Annotated in this window: 17 protein-coding genes; 11 read left to right on the top strand and 6 right to left on the bottom strand. The window is 33.9% G+C overall.

Annotated elements, in window-relative coordinates; all coding sequences use genetic code 11:
- Positions 1-65 precede the first annotated feature (65 nt).
- From DOS84_RS03040 to DOS84_RS03025, 4 genes are all read right to left on the bottom strand, one after another.
- A complete protein-coding gene (locus tag DOS84_RS03040; RefSeq protein WP_111408648.1) occupies positions 66-1205 on the bottom strand; it encodes an aspartate aminotransferase family protein in 1140 nt (379 codons plus the stop codon).
- Positions 1206-1304: 99 nt separating this feature from the next.
- Positions 1305-2282 carry an N-acetyl-gamma-glutamyl-phosphate reductase gene (gene argC / locus DOS84_RS03035; protein WP_111408647.1) on the bottom strand — a complete coding sequence of 326 codons (978 nt, stop codon included), beginning with the start codon at positions 2280-2282 and terminating at the stop codon, positions 1305-1307.
- Positions 2283-2417: 135 nt separating this feature from the next.
- Complete coding sequence (locus DOS84_RS03030) at positions 2418-3617, bottom strand: argininosuccinate synthase (RefSeq protein ID WP_111408646.1); 1200 nt, start codon at positions 3615-3617, stop codon at positions 2418-2420.
- A 109-nt stretch (positions 3618-3726) separates the two neighbouring features.
- Positions 3727-4344, bottom strand: a complete 618-nt coding sequence (locus DOS84_RS03025) for a GNAT family N-acetyltransferase (RefSeq protein WP_111408645.1) — start codon at positions 4342-4344, stop codon at positions 3727-3729.
- Between the two features lie 860 nt (positions 4345-5204).
- Here DOS84_RS03025 and DOS84_RS03020 point away from each other — a divergent pair.
- From DOS84_RS03020 to DOS84_RS03005, 4 genes are all read left to right on the top strand, one after another.
- The gene (locus tag DOS84_RS03020; protein ID WP_111408644.1) at positions 5205-6416 is read left to right on the top strand and encodes an alpha/beta hydrolase-fold protein; all 1212 of its coding nucleotides are present in this window, start codon (positions 5205-5207) and stop codon (positions 6414-6416) included.
- A gap of 128 nt (positions 6417-6544) precedes the next feature.
- A complete protein-coding gene (locus DOS84_RS03015) occupies positions 6545-6976 on the top strand; it encodes a hypothetical protein (RefSeq protein ID WP_111408643.1) in 432 nt (143 codons plus the stop codon).
- 282 nt (positions 6977-7258) lie between these two features.
- Entirely contained in the window at positions 7259-7915 is a 657-nt protein-coding gene (locus tag DOS84_RS03010; RefSeq protein ID WP_111408642.1) for a carbonic anhydrase, read from the top strand.
- Between the two features lie 11 nt (positions 7916-7926).
- Positions 7927-9102, top strand: a complete 1176-nt coding sequence (locus tag DOS84_RS03005; RefSeq protein ID WP_111408641.1) for a porin — start codon at positions 7927-7929, stop codon at positions 9100-9102.
- Positions 9103-9221: 119 nt separating this feature from the next.
- On the opposite strand, the gene DOS84_RS03000 is transcribed toward DOS84_RS03005, so the two are convergent.
- Together DOS84_RS03000 and fahA are read right to left on the bottom strand one after the other, a co-directional pair.
- Complete coding sequence (locus DOS84_RS03000; protein WP_111408640.1) at positions 9222-10406, bottom strand: hypothetical protein; 1185 nt, start codon at positions 10404-10406, stop codon at positions 9222-9224.
- Positions 10407-10546: 140 nt separating this feature from the next.
- A complete protein-coding gene (gene fahA, locus DOS84_RS02995) occupies positions 10547-11830 on the bottom strand; it encodes a fumarylacetoacetase (protein WP_111408639.1) in 1284 nt (427 codons plus the stop codon).
- Between the two features lie 107 nt (positions 11831-11937).
- Here fahA and glyA point away from each other — a divergent pair, with 107 nt between their 5' ends.
- From glyA to DOS84_RS02960, 7 genes are all read left to right on the top strand, one after another.
- Positions 11938-13212 carry a serine hydroxymethyltransferase gene (gene glyA / locus DOS84_RS02990; RefSeq protein ID WP_111408638.1) on the top strand — a complete coding sequence of 425 codons (1275 nt, stop codon included), beginning with the start codon at positions 11938-11940 and terminating at the stop codon, positions 13210-13212.
- 130 nt (positions 13213-13342) lie between these two features.
- Positions 13343-13936, top strand: coding sequence for a MiaE family protein (locus tag DOS84_RS02985; protein WP_111408637.1), 594 nt, complete (start codon positions 13343-13345; stop codon positions 13934-13936).
- A 121-nt stretch (positions 13937-14057) separates the two neighbouring features.
- Positions 14058-14612, top strand: coding sequence for a helix-turn-helix domain-containing protein (locus DOS84_RS02980; RefSeq protein ID WP_111408636.1), 555 nt, complete (start codon positions 14058-14060; stop codon positions 14610-14612).
- A 26-nt stretch (positions 14613-14638) separates the two neighbouring features.
- Positions 14639-15091: a response regulator gene (locus tag DOS84_RS02975; protein WP_111408635.1), complete on the top strand. Its 453-nt coding sequence runs from the start codon at positions 14639-14641 to the stop codon at positions 15089-15091.
- 9 nt (positions 15092-15100) lie between these two features.
- Entirely contained in the window at positions 15101-16885 is a 1785-nt protein-coding gene (locus tag DOS84_RS02970; protein WP_165830388.1) for an ATP-binding protein, read from the top strand.
- A gap of 14 nt (positions 16886-16899) precedes the next feature.
- Positions 16900-17400 (top strand): GNAT family N-acetyltransferase, encoded by a 501-nt coding sequence (locus tag DOS84_RS02965; RefSeq protein ID WP_111408633.1) that lies wholly within the window; start codon positions 16900-16902, stop codon positions 17398-17400.
- Between the two features lie 211 nt (positions 17401-17611).
- Positions 17612-18076: a VOC family protein gene (locus DOS84_RS02960; RefSeq protein ID WP_111408632.1), complete on the top strand. Its 465-nt coding sequence runs from the start codon at positions 17612-17614 to the stop codon at positions 18074-18076.
- The last annotated feature ends 36 nt before the right edge of the window (positions 18077-18112 follow it).

The raw sequence follows: 18112 nt of genomic DNA, 5'->3' as shown, positions 1-18112 counted from the left end.
TTTTTGTAATTTACTCTTTTTTTGTTCAGTTTAAATGAACTTATATGACTTATATGGTAATTAATTTACGCTTTCAATTCAGCCAAGCTTTCTTTTAAAGCTATTATAAACGTATCTATAGCTTCTTTTTTGACTGTCAAAGGCGGAAGGATTCTCAATAGGTTTTTATTGTTGGCACTTCCCGTGAAAATAAGTTTTTCGATAATCAGTTTTTTACGCAATGCAGCCACTTCAAAATCAAATTCCACTCCCAACATCAATCCTTTTCCTTTTACTTTGACAACTTCAGGAACTTGTTTGATGGCTTCTAGGAAATAAGTATAAACGTCATTTACGTTGTCTATCAATTTTTGATTTTCGATTACATCCAAAACGGCGATTCCGGCCGCACAAGAAAGGTGGCTTCCTCCAAAGGTAGTTCCCAGCAATCCGTGGCTAGCTTTGAATTTTGGTGCAATTAAAATACCGCCAATCGGGAAACCGTTCCCCATTCCTTTGGCAAGCGTAATAATATCCGGTTTGATGCCGTGATGTTGAAAAGCGAAAAATTTCCCGCTTCTTCCATAACCCGATTGTACTTCGTCCAAAATCAAAACTGCTTCGTATTGGTTACAAAGTTTTTCTAATCCTTGGAAAAATTCGGTTGTTCCTTCGTCCAATCCGCCAACACCTTGAATTCCTTCAATAATAACAGAACAAATATCTCCTTTTTTCAATTCGGTTTCCACCAAATCAAGGTTGTTCAAAGGCAAGAAAGTAACGACTTGTTGCGCATTGATTGGAGCAACAATTTTCTTGTTGTCAGTTACAGCAACTGCTGCCGAAGTTCTTCCGTGGAAAGAGTTGTCAAAAGCAACAACTCTTGATTTTCCGTTGTGGAAAGAAGCCAGTTTCAATGCATTTTCATTGGCTTCAGCCCCAGAACTGCACAAGAATAAGCTATATTCTTCGCATCCTGAAAGTTTGCCTAGTTTCTCAGCCAATTCCACTTGCAATGGATTTTGAATGGCATTCGAATAAAACCCGAGGTTATCCAACTGATTTTTCAATTTGGCTACATAATCAGGTTGTGTGTGTCCAATGGAGATTACTCCGTGGCCACTATATAAATCTAAATATTCTACACCGTTTTCGTCTGTAATTGTGCAATCAATGGCTTTTACAGGAGTGATGTTGTATAATGGGTAAACGTCAAATAAGTTCATTTTTTTTATTTTTTTAGAGTAAAGAGACAAGAATAAAGAAGCAAGATTGAGTTTTATCTTTTCTCTTGTTTCTTTCTTCTTTTTCTCTTATTTGTTTTTCTAGAATCCGCTTGGTTTCAAATGCAATCCTGTAGTTTCTTCCAATCCAAACATTAAATTCATATTTTGGATGGCTTGTCCTGAGGCGCCTTTGACTAAATTATCGATTACCGAAGTAATCAAAATCCGGTTTCCTTTTTTTACTAAACTAATAATGCATTTATTCGTTTGAACTACCTGTTTCATATTGATACCAGTTGTAGTAACCGTTACAAAAGGTTGGTTTTTATAGAACGCTTCATATTTGGTCACAAGACTCTCCAGACTTTCGTTACAATTGGTGTATAATGTTGCAAAAATTCCTCTTGGGAAATCTCCTCTGTTCGGAATGAAAAGCAATTCATTTTTGAAATTATCCTGCAATTGGTGCAAACTTTCTGAAATCTCTCCCAAATGTTGATGATCAAAAGCCTTGTAATGCGACATATTGTTGTTTCTCCAACTAAAATGTGACGTTTCCGAAAGTCCAACTCCAGCACCAGTGCTTCCAGTTGTGGCGTTGATGTGAACGTCGCTGTTCAATAATTTGGCTTCCGCCAAAGGCAATAAAGCCAATTGAATCGCAGTGGCGAAACAACCAGGATTGGCAATAAACTGAGCGTTTTTAATCGCTGCTTTATTCAATTCAGGTAAGCCGTAAATGAATTTTTTACAGTCAAAAACTTCGTCTTTGTGCAATCTGAAATCATTTCCTAAATCAATGATTTTGGTATGGCCTGCAAATTGGTTTTCGGTTAAAAATGTTTTTGATTTTCCGTGTCCTAAACATAAGAAAACCACATTCACATTTGGATTTACAGTATCGGTAAAATTCATTTCGATGTCACCCAACAAATCGTGATGAGCCACCGAAAGTGGTTTGCCCGCATTGGTCGTACTATATACAAAATCGAGTTTGGCGTTGGGATGAAACATCAGAATTCTGATGAGTTCTCCCGCAGTATAACCTGAACCTCCAATTATTCCAACATTAATCATAGTCTTTATTTTTTAAACATTTTTTATTTTTACCATTAAGAGATTAAGTTTCATTAAGCTTAATTTACCTTAATCTCTTAATGGTGTAAAAATGATAAAAAAAGCTTTTTTAGAAGCTTTTTATTTTGATGAAAATTACTCGTAAGTTTCGTTGTTTACAGATGAATATATTTTTTGGGCATTACCAAGAATTTTGATAAATCCTTTTGCATCGTCAGACGTCCAGGCGTTGTTCATTTCTCCGTATTGGCCAAAACCTGTATTCATCAAATCATTTGGAGACTCAATTCCGTCTAATGAGAAGTGGTATGGTTTCAAGGAAACAGTTACGGTTCCGTTTACAGTAGCCTGGGTATCTTCTAAGAAAGTCTCAATGTTGCGCATAACTGGATCTAAGAATTGACCTTCGTGGAATAACATTCCGTACCAGTTTCCTAGTTGCTCTTTCCAGTATTGTTGCCATTTTCCAAGAGTGTGCTTTTCCAGCAAATGGTGTGCTTTGATGATGATCAGCGGAGCAGCGGCTTCAAAACCGACTCTTCCTTTAATTCCGATAATGGTGTCACCCACGTGGATATCTCTGCCAATTGCGTAAGCATTTGCTAATTTTTCTAAAGCTACAATATTGTTTGAGGGTTTGTCAGCTACACCGTTTATGGCAACCAATTCTCCTTTTTTGAATTCCAAAGTCACTTTCTCTTCACCAGTTTTTTGCAATTGTGATGGGTACGCTTCGCTAGGCAATGGTTGACTTGAAGTCAAAGTTTCTTTTCCTCCAACACTAGTTCCCCAAAGTCCTTTGTTGATTGAGTATTGTGCTTTTTCCCAAGAATAGTGAACACCGTTTTTTGCTAAATAATCTACTTCTTCCTGTCTTGAAAGTTTCAAGTCACGGATAGGGGTGATGATTTCTATTTCGGGAGCAATGGTTTGGAAAATCAAGTCAAAACGAATTTGGTCGTTCCCTGCACCTGTACTTCCGTGAGCAATCGCTTCAGCACCAACGGATTTAGCGTATTTTATGGCTTCGATCGCCTGAAAAACACGCTCAGCACTTACAGATAGGGGATAGGTATTGTTTTTTAATACGTTTCCATAAATCAGATATTTAATCGCTTTATCATAATATTTATCAACTATAGTAAGGTTGGCATGTTTGGCACTTCCTAACTCGTACGCTCTGTCTTCAATCGCTTTAAGTTCGGCATCGTCAAAACCACCTGTGTTGATTAATACGGTATGAACTTCATACCCTTTTTCATTTTTTAAATATTTAAGACAATATGATGTATCCAATCCCCCACTATATGCTAATACTACTTTTTTACTTCCCATTTTTTATTGTTTTGTGGAGGTCGTGAATCTCCGATTTCATGATTTTTTATTTTTTCCCTTTAGGCTTTGGTAAGTGCCATTTCCTTTAGGCTTTATATTTCTTGGTTAACTATTTTTTTAAAAATAAAGATTTTTTAATCGCTATTAATCTATTGAGAACTCTCACATTAAAAGGATGTTTGGGTGGATCTTTTGGTTTCTCTTTTGGGTCAAAAAGCATTCCGGTGCACAAACACATTTTATACTCTTTACTTTTCAAGATTTCGAAGTTGGTACAGGTTTGACATCCTTTCCAAAAACTAGGATCGTTTGTCAGTTCAGAAAACGGAACTGGTTTGTAACCCAAATCAGAATTGATTTTCATTACCGCTAAACCGGTTGTGATTCCAAATACTTTGGCTTCTGGGTATTTTTGCAATGAGTAGTCAAATACGAATGATTTTATTTGTTTGGCCAGTCCCAAGTTTCTGTAGTCCGGATGTACAATTAAACCGGAGTGTGCCACAAACTGACCATGCTGCCAACTTTCGATATAGCAAAAGCCGGCAAAAATCCCATTGTTAAGTGCAATCACTGCATCTCCCTTCTCCATCTTTTTTTGGATGTATTCCGGTGTTCTTTTGGCAATTCCAGTACCTCTCAACAGAGCAGATGATTCTATCGTATCGCATATTTCCTGCGCATACTTATAATGTTCTTCCTGAGTTACTACAATAGAAATGTTCATTTCAAGAGTTATATTTTAGGTTAAATAATGTACTGTAATGAAGTTTGAAATGTTCTGGTTTTGCACTGTCAAATATAGAATAAATGCAATGAAGAACAATCCAAATAATTGAATTACAGATAGATAAAAGTTGTTTGGTAATTTTTTTAGGATGTATTGATCCAAGTAAAAATGAAATAATTTCAAAACGATAAAAATAAGAAATGAATAATATAATACGATTACACTATGGAGGCTATAGTTATAGCATCCGTACTTCGGGAGAAGTCGTAGGTGTAATTATCCGAGAGATAATCGTTTTATATGTTTCTGTATTTTTCATTGGTGCAAAAGTACAATTCTTTTTTAAATCAAATACTAATTTTTTTTGCAAAAGTCAAATTTTTAACAAATCAGTCTATTTTTGTAATAAAAAAGAAAATTTTAATTCGAAAAGCTATTTTCGGGCAATGATTTTTTTTTTTTTTTGATCTGTGCACATCTTTTGATTAAAAAATTAGGGTTCAAAATTATTGGCTTCGTCAATTCGCAAAAAATCGTTTGGGCGTGTCTCCATTGAGAAAAGAGGTTTATTTGTTGGTATCGCTTATATAGGTCATCTCCTCAACGACTTCGGGCTATACACGCTACTTCGGCTGCTAATTTCTATCCATCACGTATAACAGCTTTAGGAAAAACAGAAGATTTTCAGGTTAAAAATATCCAACAAATAAAAGGTTCTTTTTTAAATTTGTAAGAGATATTAGGTATATTTGAACAATAATGGTGAGTCTTCACTACTCTGTCCTAGTCCTAGAGTTAGACGAAGATTTTATTTAGTATCTAACGGTTATATGCAATTTTTAATTCGCAGAATATTTATGAAAATTATTTTTTACCTTCTAATGGTTCTTCCTTTATTTAGTTTTGGACAGGCAGCTAGTCAAATCGATAACAAAATATCTATTGGAACAATAGAAACAATTCATTCGACCATATTGAATGAAAAAAGAGAAATACTGGTTTATGTTCCCAGTTCGGGAGGTGGTGGCAGTGCAACTAGATATCCAGTGATGTACTTATTAGATGGGTATTCTTTTTTTCATTCGGTAACCGGTATGTCACAATATTTGAGTGCTATTGGTAAGATGCCGGAAATGATTGTTGTTGCCATAGTCAATACTGATAGAGTAAGAGATCTTACACCCACTCATTCCATATCATGGTCAGATGGAGGACAAGATGAAAACTTTTTAAAGAATTCTGGCGGAGGTGAGAAGTTTATTTCATTTATTCAAAAGGAGTTGATCCCTTATATTGATGCTACTTACAAAACGGAACCTTATCGTATGTTTGTTGGTCATTCGTTAGGTGGGCTAACTGTTATAAATGCTTTAATTAATCATGCTGAGTTGTTCAACTCTTATGTTGCAATTGATCCTAGTTTATGGTGGGATAATCAAGTCTTAATTAAGAAGGCTGAGCAAGTTCTAAAGAAAAATGATTATAAGGGGAAGAGCCTCTTTTTTGCTGCTGCAAATACTAAGGAAAAGGGAATGGGCATTATGAAAGATGATACTAATGGCAATAAACCTGGTATTGACAAACTCAATTTTCATGAGATACTTAAAAATAATACGAATGACAGTCTTATCTGGGATTGGAAATTTTACCCTGACGACAATCATTCTTCGGTTCCGCTTATCTCCGAATATGATGCTTTGCGCTCAATTTTTAAAAAGTATGAATTAGATAAAGAATTGAGTGATACTACAATCACGATGGAGTATATAAAAAGACATTATAATACCTTGTCTTCTATGCTAAAGTATACTTTACTTCCTGCGCAAAGTACTATTAACCTATTAGGGTATAATTTTTTAGCAAGTAAGCATTATGAGAAAGCGTACAGTTTTTTTAAAATGAATATTGATAATTACCCATTAAGTTCAAACGCATATGATTCAATGGGTGATTTTTATGTTGAGAAGGATGATACAAAAAAGGCTATAGAAGCATTTGAAAAGGCATTGTCCTTGAAAGAAATTCCAGAAACTAGAAAGAAACTTGAGAAGCTGAAAGCGAGTAAGTAAAATAAGATTTTTAACGTCACAAGTTTGGGTATGTTCTAAGTTTTGCTGGTGCAAAGATCTCGCTTGTGCCTACAAGGTAAAAACAGGGAAATTTAAAATTTAGTCGTAAATATAAATTACCACTAGCAATGGAGGAAAAACAAAGAAAAAAGAAACTGCTCATTCGAAAAATAATCAAAATCATTTTAGTAATAATTTTGATAGGTGTTGCTCAATACTATTTTGTAAAGGAAAAACCTGCCAGTAGTGAGCTCACGGCTTTGGTAACCAAATACAATGCTGCCTGTCCCATGATGATTAGCACGGATATTCGTATGGAGAGTGTAAATCAATTGCCGGATAATACGGTTCAATACGATTTTACTTTGGAACGGGTTCTAAAAGGAAGCATTGATGTGGCCACTTTGAAAAAGTCTTTAGAAAAAGAAATATTGGCCACTTCCAAAACGAATCCAAGTCTTGAAGTTTTCAGGGATAATTATTCTACCGTGATTTATCATTATATGGACAGTAATCAAGAAAATTTATTTATTGTTACGTTGACTCCGGATATGTATTAATAAGATTTCGGTGCAAGATGATGTGCTATAAACTATATTCTCTACAGATTTTAGATACGAATTGTAGTTCCTGAACAATATCTCCCTAAAATAGCACAATCTTAAAATGACTTATTAACTATATCGTTTGATGATTTTAAACAAATATTTAATCCTCCAAATATGATAAAAGTCAATATTTGCTAGGTTTCATGTTCCTAAATTTACAACTTCATTGACAAGAATAAGTTTGTCTAAATTTTTCGGATAGACTTAGATTTGTTACAATTTAGGGAAACTATCATGATTAAAAAAGGACTGCTTTATCTAATTTTTATAAGTGCATTATTTGCTTGTAACCACACTGAAAACACCAATTTATTTCCACTTCAAAAACTGGAAGAAGGAAACAAACGATTCGCTTCGGGCAAACCCATGCATCCCGATGAAACACTCGAAAGAATTCGGGAACTTAAAAAAGGGCAGCACCCATTTGCTATTGTTGTAAGCTGTTCAGATTCCAGAGTGCCGGCCGAACTTGTTTTTGACCAAGGTCTGGGTGATATATTTTCCATTAGAACGGCAGGAAATGTGATTGGAGATTACGAATTGGGAAGTTTAGAATATGCTGTCGAACATTTAGATTGTAAATTGATTGTTGTCATGGGGCACAAAGACTGCGGCGCTATTAAAGCATTTATAAGTTCCAAAGGGCATTATGACCATGCGGATCACATTAAAAAAATAATTAATTACATCGAAAGCGAGAACGAGGAGAAAAATCTAACCAGTGCCGATAAATTATCAATAGATAAAGCCATAGATGCCAATATTGCTCACGGTGTTGCTTTTTTAAGAGCTGCTGAACCAATTTTAAAAGAACGTTTTGTTCAGAAGAAAATTACGATTATTGGTGCTTTGTATGATATTGAATCGGGTAAAGTGACTTTTAAAAATTAAGATGCTATAGAATGAAAAAGCAATTTATTTATTGGACACTTATACTATTGCCTCTTATTTCTTTTGGACAAAAAGAGATCCAGGAAGGAAATACAGTGGTAGCGCCTTTGATACCTACTTCAAAATTGTCCTTATTAAAAGATGTTGATCTTATTTTTAATACCCGTATGGCTTTTGATAATTATTTTGTTGATAATGAACATGTAAATTCTCTGTTTTCGGTGAATCAATTCAGATTTGAAGTGAAAGGGAAAATCCATGACAAAGTCTCTTTTCGTTTCCGAAACCGTTACACCAAAATTGCCGATCCTAATACCGTGGATAATATCAGTCGTTCAGTGGATATGGCTTATCTAACGGTTGACGTAGCTCCACAATCGAAACTGACAATTGGGAAAATGATTGGTGATTGGGGTGGTTACGAACTTTTGACGAATCCCATAGAAATTTTATCTTATAACACAATTAATGATAAATCGGACAATTTTGTGGTGGGAGTAGCTCTTTCGTATGCATTAAACGATCATAAAAATAAGTTTAATCTACAGCTGTTGAATTCCAGAACTAAAACCTTTCAAGAGCAGTTTGGAACTACGGTGCCTCCTGGAATTACCGCTACCAAAACACCTTTGGCTGCAGTAGGAAATTGGAAGGGCAGTTTTTTTGACGATAAATTGGAAACTACCTATAGTTACAGTTATTTTATTGATGCCGAAAGTACCAATCGAAATTTTATTTCTCTTGGGAATAAATACAAAAGCAATAAATTGGTTCTGTATTATGATTTTCAGTTCAGTAAAGAGGATTTGGATCAAAAGGGAGTGATTTCAAATATCATCAAAAGCAAGAATCCGTATGTGGCTCAAGACGTTTCTTATGTTGAAAATTGGATAAGGGCAGAATATGAGATTGGCTCAAAAGTTAATTTATTACTTACGCTCATGAATGACAATTCTTATTGGAATGGCAATCCAAATCTCAATAAAGACAGCCATTTGTTGACTTCTTATGGTATTATTCCAACAATTGAATATTCTCCTTTTACTGATTTTAATATGAAATTTTACGTAGGTTATGTTGCTAAAAAAAACAATTATTCTGCTTATGCCGAAAATAATTTTAATGCCATCGATGGAACAACGGGACAACTCAGTTTTGGTATAATTGCGCCGCTATTGGTATTATAAAATTGTGTTTGTTAACCACAAGGGCACAAAAAAACTTTGCAAATTTTTTCGCTTAATTTTTAAGGTATAAAAAAAGCAACTCGATGTGGAGTTGCTTTTTAAGTAATATTTAAAAGGTGTTATTTTCTAAACTGATTGTTATTGATAACGCCATTGATTTTCTCTTTTAAATTTTCGCTAGTATCATAGACCATTTGTTCGCTGGAAGGGAAAGGTACTGCTTTATTGTAGAAATTTGAATTGTAGTTGTCATCGGCAGCACGGGGATCACCTTTGTAAGAGGCGAAAATGTTTTCAAAAACAAACTCACTTGTGACTGGAAAAGAACCTAACGATTGTTTGGTTTTATTGTCAACGTAATCCACTTTGGCAGTAATTTGACATGATTTAAACTGTCTAATTTCGTTGATTTTTACCATAGCATTAATTAGATTGTCCACCATTATTGGCTTTCCTTGTCTGTCCAAAACGATTTTTCCATTGGAGTCAACTTGTTTTCTTTGTCCGTCAACTACTTGGCGTTCTTTTGTGAATTCTCTTTCTTTTATTTGTTCTGGAGAAATTAAAATTGTTCTGAAGTTGATGAGCATTCCATAGTCATAATAAGTGTCTTTTTGTTTGACGCTATGATAAACGGTCCATTTATCATTCAATTTATAGCTTTTGAAATCCAATAAGTCATTTTGAAGTTGCTCAGGAATAATCATATTGGTTTCGTTTTTTGTATATACAATCACATAATCAGTTCCTTTCAACTGAGCTTCATCTAGCATGTTTGCAATATCCTTGTAGTTATGATTTATTTTGTCCAAATAAATTAAATCATCATAAACTCTGCGGTAATTCATTTTGTTTTTGGTCAGCATCAAAGCTTTTGCATTGGTATACAAATAATTGGATAAAGCATTTTTACTGCTGAGGATTTGATCATTATAATCATCAAAAGGAAAAATAGCGTTTCTTTCTTCTTTGATTAATTTTAGAGGAAGCAATGGTTTTATTTTCTCTTGGCGGTCATGTAGCGCCAAATAGGTATTATAAATTTTTTCCAAATTACTGGGATTGTTTTCTTTTTTCAAAAAAGAAATGGTGTTCAAATCTCGTTCTTTGACTTTGGCGAAAGCCTCTTCAAGTAAATAGATATAGTCTTGTTTTCCTTTTTTGTCTTTATTAGAACGTAAATTGGAAAGTGCAATGTCAATAGCGGCGTCATAATTTCCAGAAGCCAAATTATTTTGGGTTTGTTTTACACCACAAGAAGTAATTAGCGTAAAAAAAGCAATTATAAGAGTAATTTTTTTCATTTTATTGGGGTAATAAATTATATCAATAGTAGGTTAAAAATATTTTGCAAATCTACTATTCCTTTAGTGGATTTTGCTAAAAATATTTCAAAAAAAAACCGACAAGTATTAATTGTCGGTTATATATAAAAAGAATTTGGTTATTGTCTTACAAAGGGAGGAAGTAGCTTGCTGGAGCATTCTCCAAAACCAATACGCACCTGTCCGTTTTGGCTGTATCCTTTAATAATTACGGTATCGCCGTCATTTATGAATTTACGTTCGGTACCATCGTTTAATTTAATTGGGTTTTTACCTCCCCAAGTCAGTTCCAGCATCGAACCATAACTGTCTGGTGTAGGACCGGAAATAGTTCCGGAACCCATCATGTCACCCGAGTTAACGCGACATCCGTTTGAAGTATGGTGTGCCAATTGCTGACTCATTGTCCAATACATATATTTGAAATTGGTTCTTGAAACAACTGTTGGTTCAGCATTTTCTGGAGCAATGGCTACTTCAAGATTTATATCGAATGAATGTTTTCCTTTTTGTTGCAAATAAGGGAAAGGAGTTGGTTCTTGTTTAGGTCCTTTTGTTCTAAAAGGTTCTAGGGCATCTAAAGTAACTATCCAAGGAGAAATTGATGAACCAAAGTTTTTGGCTAGGAATGGTCCAAGCGGTACATATTCCCATTTTTGAATATCACGGGCGCTCCAGTCATTTAATAAAACCATTCCGAAAATATAATCTTCGGTTTCACCTATGGGAATATTCTCCCCCATAATATTGACGTCAGTCGTTATGAAAGCTGTTTCCAACTCAAAATCAACTAAACGGGAAGGACCAAAGACAGGGGTAGTTTCACCATTTGGTAAAGTTTGTCCCATAGGTCTGTGAACTGGAATTCCTGACGGAATTATAGTAGAACTTCTTCCGTGGTATCCTACCGGTATGTGTAACCAGTTTGGTAATAATGCATTTTCCGGATCACGAAACATTTTTCCAACATTGGTAGCGTGTTCTTTACTGGAATAAAAATCAGTGTAATCACCGATTAATACAGGAAGTTGCATCTCAACATCCTCCATTCTAAAAATCACAATATCTCTATGTGCTGTATTGTCTCTTAATTCTGGATTTGTTGCGTCAAAAATTTCGGCAATCCTATTTCGTACCAATCTCCATGTTTTTTGACCATCTGATATAAAATCGTTCAAGGTATCTTGCATGAACATATCGTCTGTCAATTCGATTCCTTCAAAGTAATTTAATTGTTGCAAAGCACCTAAATCGATTGCAAAATTACCAATTCTTGAACCTACAGTGACGATGTTTTCTTTGGTAAGAAAAACTCCAAATGGAATGTTTTGGATAGGGAAGTCGCTGTCTGGAAGTACTTCTAACCATGATTTTCTACTAGTGTCGTTGGCTGTTATTGGCATGATAATGTTAATTGTTTGTTGAAAATTACTTGTCAAATATATTATAATCTAAGGGTTAAACAAACGTTTTTTTGTATTTTTGCGTCAAATTAACGAAAATCAAAGAAATGCAACGCGACGAACAAATTTTTGACCTCATTCTTGAAGAACAAGACAGACAAATACACGGACTAGAACTTATTGCTTCTGAAAACTTTGTAAGTGACGAAGTAATGGAAGCTGCTGGATCTGTTTTAACTAATAAATATGCTGAAGGATATCCAGGCAAAAGATACTACGGAGGCTGCGAAGTAGTTGATGTAGTAGAACAAATTGCTATCGACAGAGCTAAAGAATTATTTGGTGCTGAGTATGCAAACGTACAACCTCACTCAGGTTCACAAGCTAACACAGCAGTATTTTTTGCTTGCTTGAAACCAGGTGACAAAATATTAGGTTTCGATTTATCTCACGGAGGACACTTAACTCACGGTTCACCAGTAAATTTTTCTGGACGTTTGTACAATCCTGTTTTCTATGGTGTAGATAAAGAAACTGGTCGTTTGGATTATGATAAAATTCAAGAAATTACTACTAAAGAACAACCAAAATTAATTATCGCAGGTGCTTCGGCTTACTCTCGTGATATGGATTTTGAGCGTTTTAGAGTAATTGCTGATAGTGTTGGTGCTATTTTAATGGCAGATATTTCTCATCCTGCAGGGCTTATCGCCAAAGGTTTGATGAATGACCCAATTCCTCATTGTCATATCGTTACAACAACAACTCACAAAACATTGCGTGGTCCTCGTGGAGGTTTGATCATGATGGGTAAAGATTTTGAAAATCCTTGGGGATTAACTACACCAAAAGGAGAAATCAGAATGATGTCATCATTGTTGGATCTTGCCGTTTTTCCTGGAAATCAAGGTGGACCATTAATGCATATTATTGCCGCCAAAGCTGTTGCTTTTGGTGAAGCATTAAAAGATGAGTTCTTTACTTATGCTATGCAATTGCAAAAAAATGCAAATGCAATGGCTGATGCTTTTGTAAAAAGAGGATACAATATTATTTCTGGAGGAACTGACAATCACATGATGTTGATTGACCTTAGAAACAAAGGAATTTCTGGAAAAGAGGCCGAAAATGCTTTGGTAAAAGCAGAAATCACCGTAAATAAAAACATGGTTCCATTTGATGATAAATCTCCATTTGTAACTTCAGGTATCCGTGTGGGAACTGCAGCAATTACTACTCGTGGTCTTGTTGAAGAAGATATGGAAACTATCGTTGATTTGATCGACAGAGTTTTGGTTGATCACACTAATGAAGATGTTATTGAAGAAGTAGCCAATGAAGTAAACGAAATGATGAGCGAAAGAGCTATTTTCGTGTTCTAATAATTAGGTCTCAAAGTTTTTAAAGTCGAAAGTCGAAAGTCTTTGATTGGAATTTAATATCCTGTCTTAGTTTTGGCTTTCGACTTTCGACTTTATGACTTTCAATTTTCTAACTTTTTAGACTTAAAAAATGGGCGTATTACGATTACAGTTGCCAACGGATCCTAGATGGGTTAATATCGTTGAAAAAAACATAGAAGAGATTCTTACCGATCACGCTTGGTGCGAACAAAAAGCTGCTACCAACGCGATTACCATCATCACGAATAATTCAGAACACCAAGATTTGGTTCAGGATTTATTGGCTTTGGCCAAAGAAGAAATAGATCATTTTGAGCAAGTACATAATATTATTATCAAACGCGGACTGAAATTGGGCCGTGAGCGCAAAGACGATTATGTAAATGAATTGTATTTGTATATGAAAAAAAGCGGTGACGGAAGCAGGGTTTCGGGTTTAGTGGAACGTTTGTTGTTTTCGGCCATGATTGAAGCCAGAAGCTGTGAACGTTTCAAAGTACTTTCGGAAAATATTAAGGATGAAGAACTGGCTATTTTCTATAGAGATTTGATGGAAAGCGAGGCGGGGCATTATACCACTTTTATCACTTATGCCCGAAAATATGGCATTGGAATTGATGTCGAAAAACGCTGGAGAGAATGGCTTGCGTTTGAAGAATCGATTATTGCCAACTACGGAAAAGGCGAGACAATTCATGGTTAATTTTTTTTGTATTACATTATGAGCTAGCTTTTATTTGTAGTCGTATTTGTATTTAATTTGCTTTTGGTTTGTTATTTGTGACGAATTTTTTATATTTATCGAAAACCAAATAAGTATTACTATGAGATTCTACATAAATTATGATGTAAATATTGCTTGTAGAGTTATTTTGCAGGAGCAATTAGAGCTGTTGAATATTAAATACAAACTTTTGCCCTTGGGCGGATTTGAAATAAGTAGTACCGTTTCTAAAGAAAAATTTAATGCGCTGAAAGAGAATCTTGGCAGATATGCAATTAACATAGTTGATAATCAAAGAAAACATCTTTTTCAACAAATAAAAGAAACGATAGTAGAAATTATATTTGATAAAGACAAATTTCCTAATACCAATATTTCCTATTATCTTTCTGAAAAGTTCAATTTAAGTTATGGCCACTTGGCTAGTGTCTTTTCGGAATATACCTATACCACGATTGAAAATTTTATTATTATTCAAAAAATCGAAAAGGTCAAAAAATTAATTATTGAAGAAAAATTAAATATGACTGAAATTTCGTATGAATTAAATTACAGCAGTGTGGCACACTTATCCAGTCAGTTCAAAAAAGTGACAGGTTTAACTCCAACTGTGTTTAAAAGAATTGTTGAAAAGAGAAAGCAATTAATCGATTGATTAATGTAATATTCAATCAGAGATATATGACTAATAATTTAACGCCCTTACAAATTTTTTTGGCTGACGATGATGAAGATGACCGCATCTTTTTTAGTGAAGCGATTGAGGATATAAGAATGAAAAATAAGCTTACATTATTCAATAATGGAAAGGACTTGATGGATTATTTATTAGATTCCGATGCTAGTTTGCCTGATATTTTATTTCTCGATTTAAATATGCCTTATAAAAATGGATTGGAATGCCTAAAAGAAATTAGGGCTGATAATCGATTTAAGGATGTTTCTATCGCCATATATTCTACCTCCTCATCTGAAGAGGATATTGAAAATACTTTTATTGAAGGAGCAAATATTTATATAAAAAAGCCTAATGATTTTTCTGAATTGAAAAAAGTAATCAAAGGTGTTTTTCAAATGAATTGGCAATTTCATATTTCTGGTTTAAATAAAGAAACATTTTTCTTTAGCATATAATAAATGCAAATGAAATTTTTTGGATTATATAAAAATACCCAAGTATTTAAAATTGCCTTGATAGTGGCAATAGTCGTGATAGGCTATATTGCCAGTGTGTTTTATACTCAAATGCAAAAATTAGACACTTCGGTTGAATTAATTGCAAGTTCAAATAAAACCCAATATGAGTTAGAAAAACTTTTGTCTATAATGGGGAATTACGAGATGAGTTTGCGAAATTATATCATTACCCAAAATGAAGTCTATTTGGAAGACCGCTTTTTAAACAGAGGAGAAATAGAAGCTTGCATTAAGAATTTAAAAAAAATTGCAGGTAATGATTCTGCTAAAATTAAGGATATTGATAGTCTAAAAAAATTAATAGATTATAGGTTTAAGCTTTTTAGAGATTTATTATTAATTCAAAAAAGCCCCAGAAAAAACACTTCTGAATTGTATATAAAGCTCTTAGAAAGCAGTTCATGCACAGAAAGCATGCACGCTTTTGTTTATAAAAGAATTAATGCAGAAATAAGCAAGATAAAACGCTATAATACAAATCATCAATTTGAGTTAAATGATTCTATAATAAGTGCTTTTTTGCTTGTTTTACTGTCATTATTAATATTGTTATTATCATTTAATAAAATGAATGTTGACATTAATGAACTCAAAAAGACCAATGATGAGTTGAAATTCACAAACCTTTCGTTTAAAAATGCGGAGCAAATCGCAGGATTTGGCCACTGGAAATATAATCTAGTCAAGAACACTTATACATTTTCGGATAATTTTTATCGCCTGATGGGAGTAGAGCCACGTGCTTTTGAACCCAGTTTAGAAAATGTCGGCAAATTTTTGCATCCGGATGATTATAATAGTGTGATGGAAGTTCATAAACAATCCTTAATTGATCATCAGCCTACTTCAATAATGTTGCGATATTTGCTGCAGGATGGAACTGTAAAATACATTATGTCCGTTGGCAGTTTCACTAGGAATAGCAATGGAGATCTTGTTAAAATAGGTGTTAACTATGATATTACAGCGCAATATAAAAAAACATTAGAAATAGAAGAAAGTAATAAACAATTGAAAACGATTAATGCTGAACTCGAGTCGTTTAATAATATAGTAAGTCATGATCTTCAAGAACCGCTGCGTAAAATTCAAATGTTTGTATCTCGATTAGAAGAAAAAGAGATAGATTTATTAACTCCCAATGGAAAGGAATATTTTGTCAAAATCCGTTTGGCAGCCAATAAAATGCAAACATTGTTAATTGATTTATTGAACTATTCAAGGGTTGCCAAAGGAGATAAAATTTTTGTAAAATTAAATTTGAAAGATTTGGTAGAGCAATGCATTCAAGATTTATCAGTGGATATTGAGGAAAAAAAGGCAGAGATTGAAGTTATGGATCTGCCTGAAATTAATGGAATTGGATTTCAAATGGAACAGTTGTTTGTCAATTTGATTTCGAATTCACTTAAGTACAGTAAAGAAAATATACCGCCAAAAATTAGTATCAAATCTGAAAAAATTTCTGGAAAGGAAATGTACAACAGCAAGATTATTTCTAATACTGACTATCATAAAATTGTTGTTAGTGATAATGGAATTGGTTTCAAACAGGAATATGCCGATAAAGTATTCCAGTTATTTAAGCGCTTGGAAACCGATTCTAAATATACAGGTACAGGAATTGGTTTGGCAATTTGTAAAAAGATTATGGAGAATCATAACGGATTTATAAAAGTGAAATCCAGGCCTAGTGTAGGTACCAAATTCTCTCTTTTTTTTCCTAAATAAATTAATTAAAAATAATGATTACAATAAATGAAGCTATGATTGTCGATTACAAGACAATTCAAAAGATTGCGCATCAAACGTGGCCTATTGCCTATGGAGAAATCCTTTCGCAAGCGCAATTGGATTATATGTTGAATGCCTTTTATAATGAAGAAACTTTAAAAGATAGCGTTGCCAATAAAGGGCATCATTTTATAATAGCCAAAGAAGGGGAGGAGACTTTAGGTTTTGCTTCCTATGAGCATAATTACAACCAAAAGCAACAAACCAAAATTCATAAGATTTATATATTACCTAAAACTCAAGGAAAAGGAATAGGTAAAAAGCTAATAGATTTTATCGAAAAGGTTGCAAAAGAGAACGATTCGAATGTACTTTCATTAAATGTAAATCGATTCAATAAAGCATTACACTTCTATCAAAAATTAGGTTTTGAAATCATAGAAGAAGTTAATATAGAATTGGATCACGGTTACCTGATGGAGGATTATGTGTTGGAAAAACAGGTTACTTAACTATTTGCTATTGCTCCAATTAATTAAGATTTTTTTTTAGAAGTATTGAAAAACCGAAGCTTATGTGTCTCGGTTTTTTTATGCGTTTTGTTTTAAATGTTTTCTTTTTATTAAAATTCACTATTTAATGCATTGGTATACAGTAAAATGAGTAATTTTAAAGTTGTGTTTTATTGGCTGAAATAATTAAAAACTTAAAAAATAGAAAAACATGGAAACATCACACATTTATCCCGGCGCATCTACTTTGAATTCCTACATAACTATTGACGGCTGTAGTGACGCGATTGAATTTTACAAAAAAGCATTTGGCGCAACAGAAAAAGGCCGATTAATGATGCCAGACGGTAAAATTGGTCATGCCGAAATAGAGATTGAAGGTTCTTTGCTTATGATGGCCGACGAGAATAAAGATTGGGGAAACAAAGGACCTTTAACCATTGGCGGAAATCCAATGACATTTGGACTGTATGTGAAAGATTGCGACGCCGTATTTCAAAAAGCTCTCGATGCCGGTGCCACTTCAGTCATGGCAATCGAAGATATGTTTTATGGTGATCGTGTAGGACAAGTAATGGATCCATTTGGCTATAAGTGGATGATAACAACTCATAAAGAAGATATGAGTTTTGAGGAAATGCAAAGCCGATTTGATAAAATGTTAGCTGCTCAATAACTTTATTTGTATTTGAGTAAACTGCTTTTTCTATGG

The sequence above is a fragment of the Flavobacterium aquariorum genome (genome assembly GCF_003254745.1).
In the GTDB taxonomy this organism is placed as follows: Bacteria; Bacteroidota; Bacteroidia; order Flavobacteriales; family Flavobacteriaceae; genus Flavobacterium; species Flavobacterium aquariorum.
This window is presented reverse-complemented; position numbering and strand designations above follow the sequence as displayed.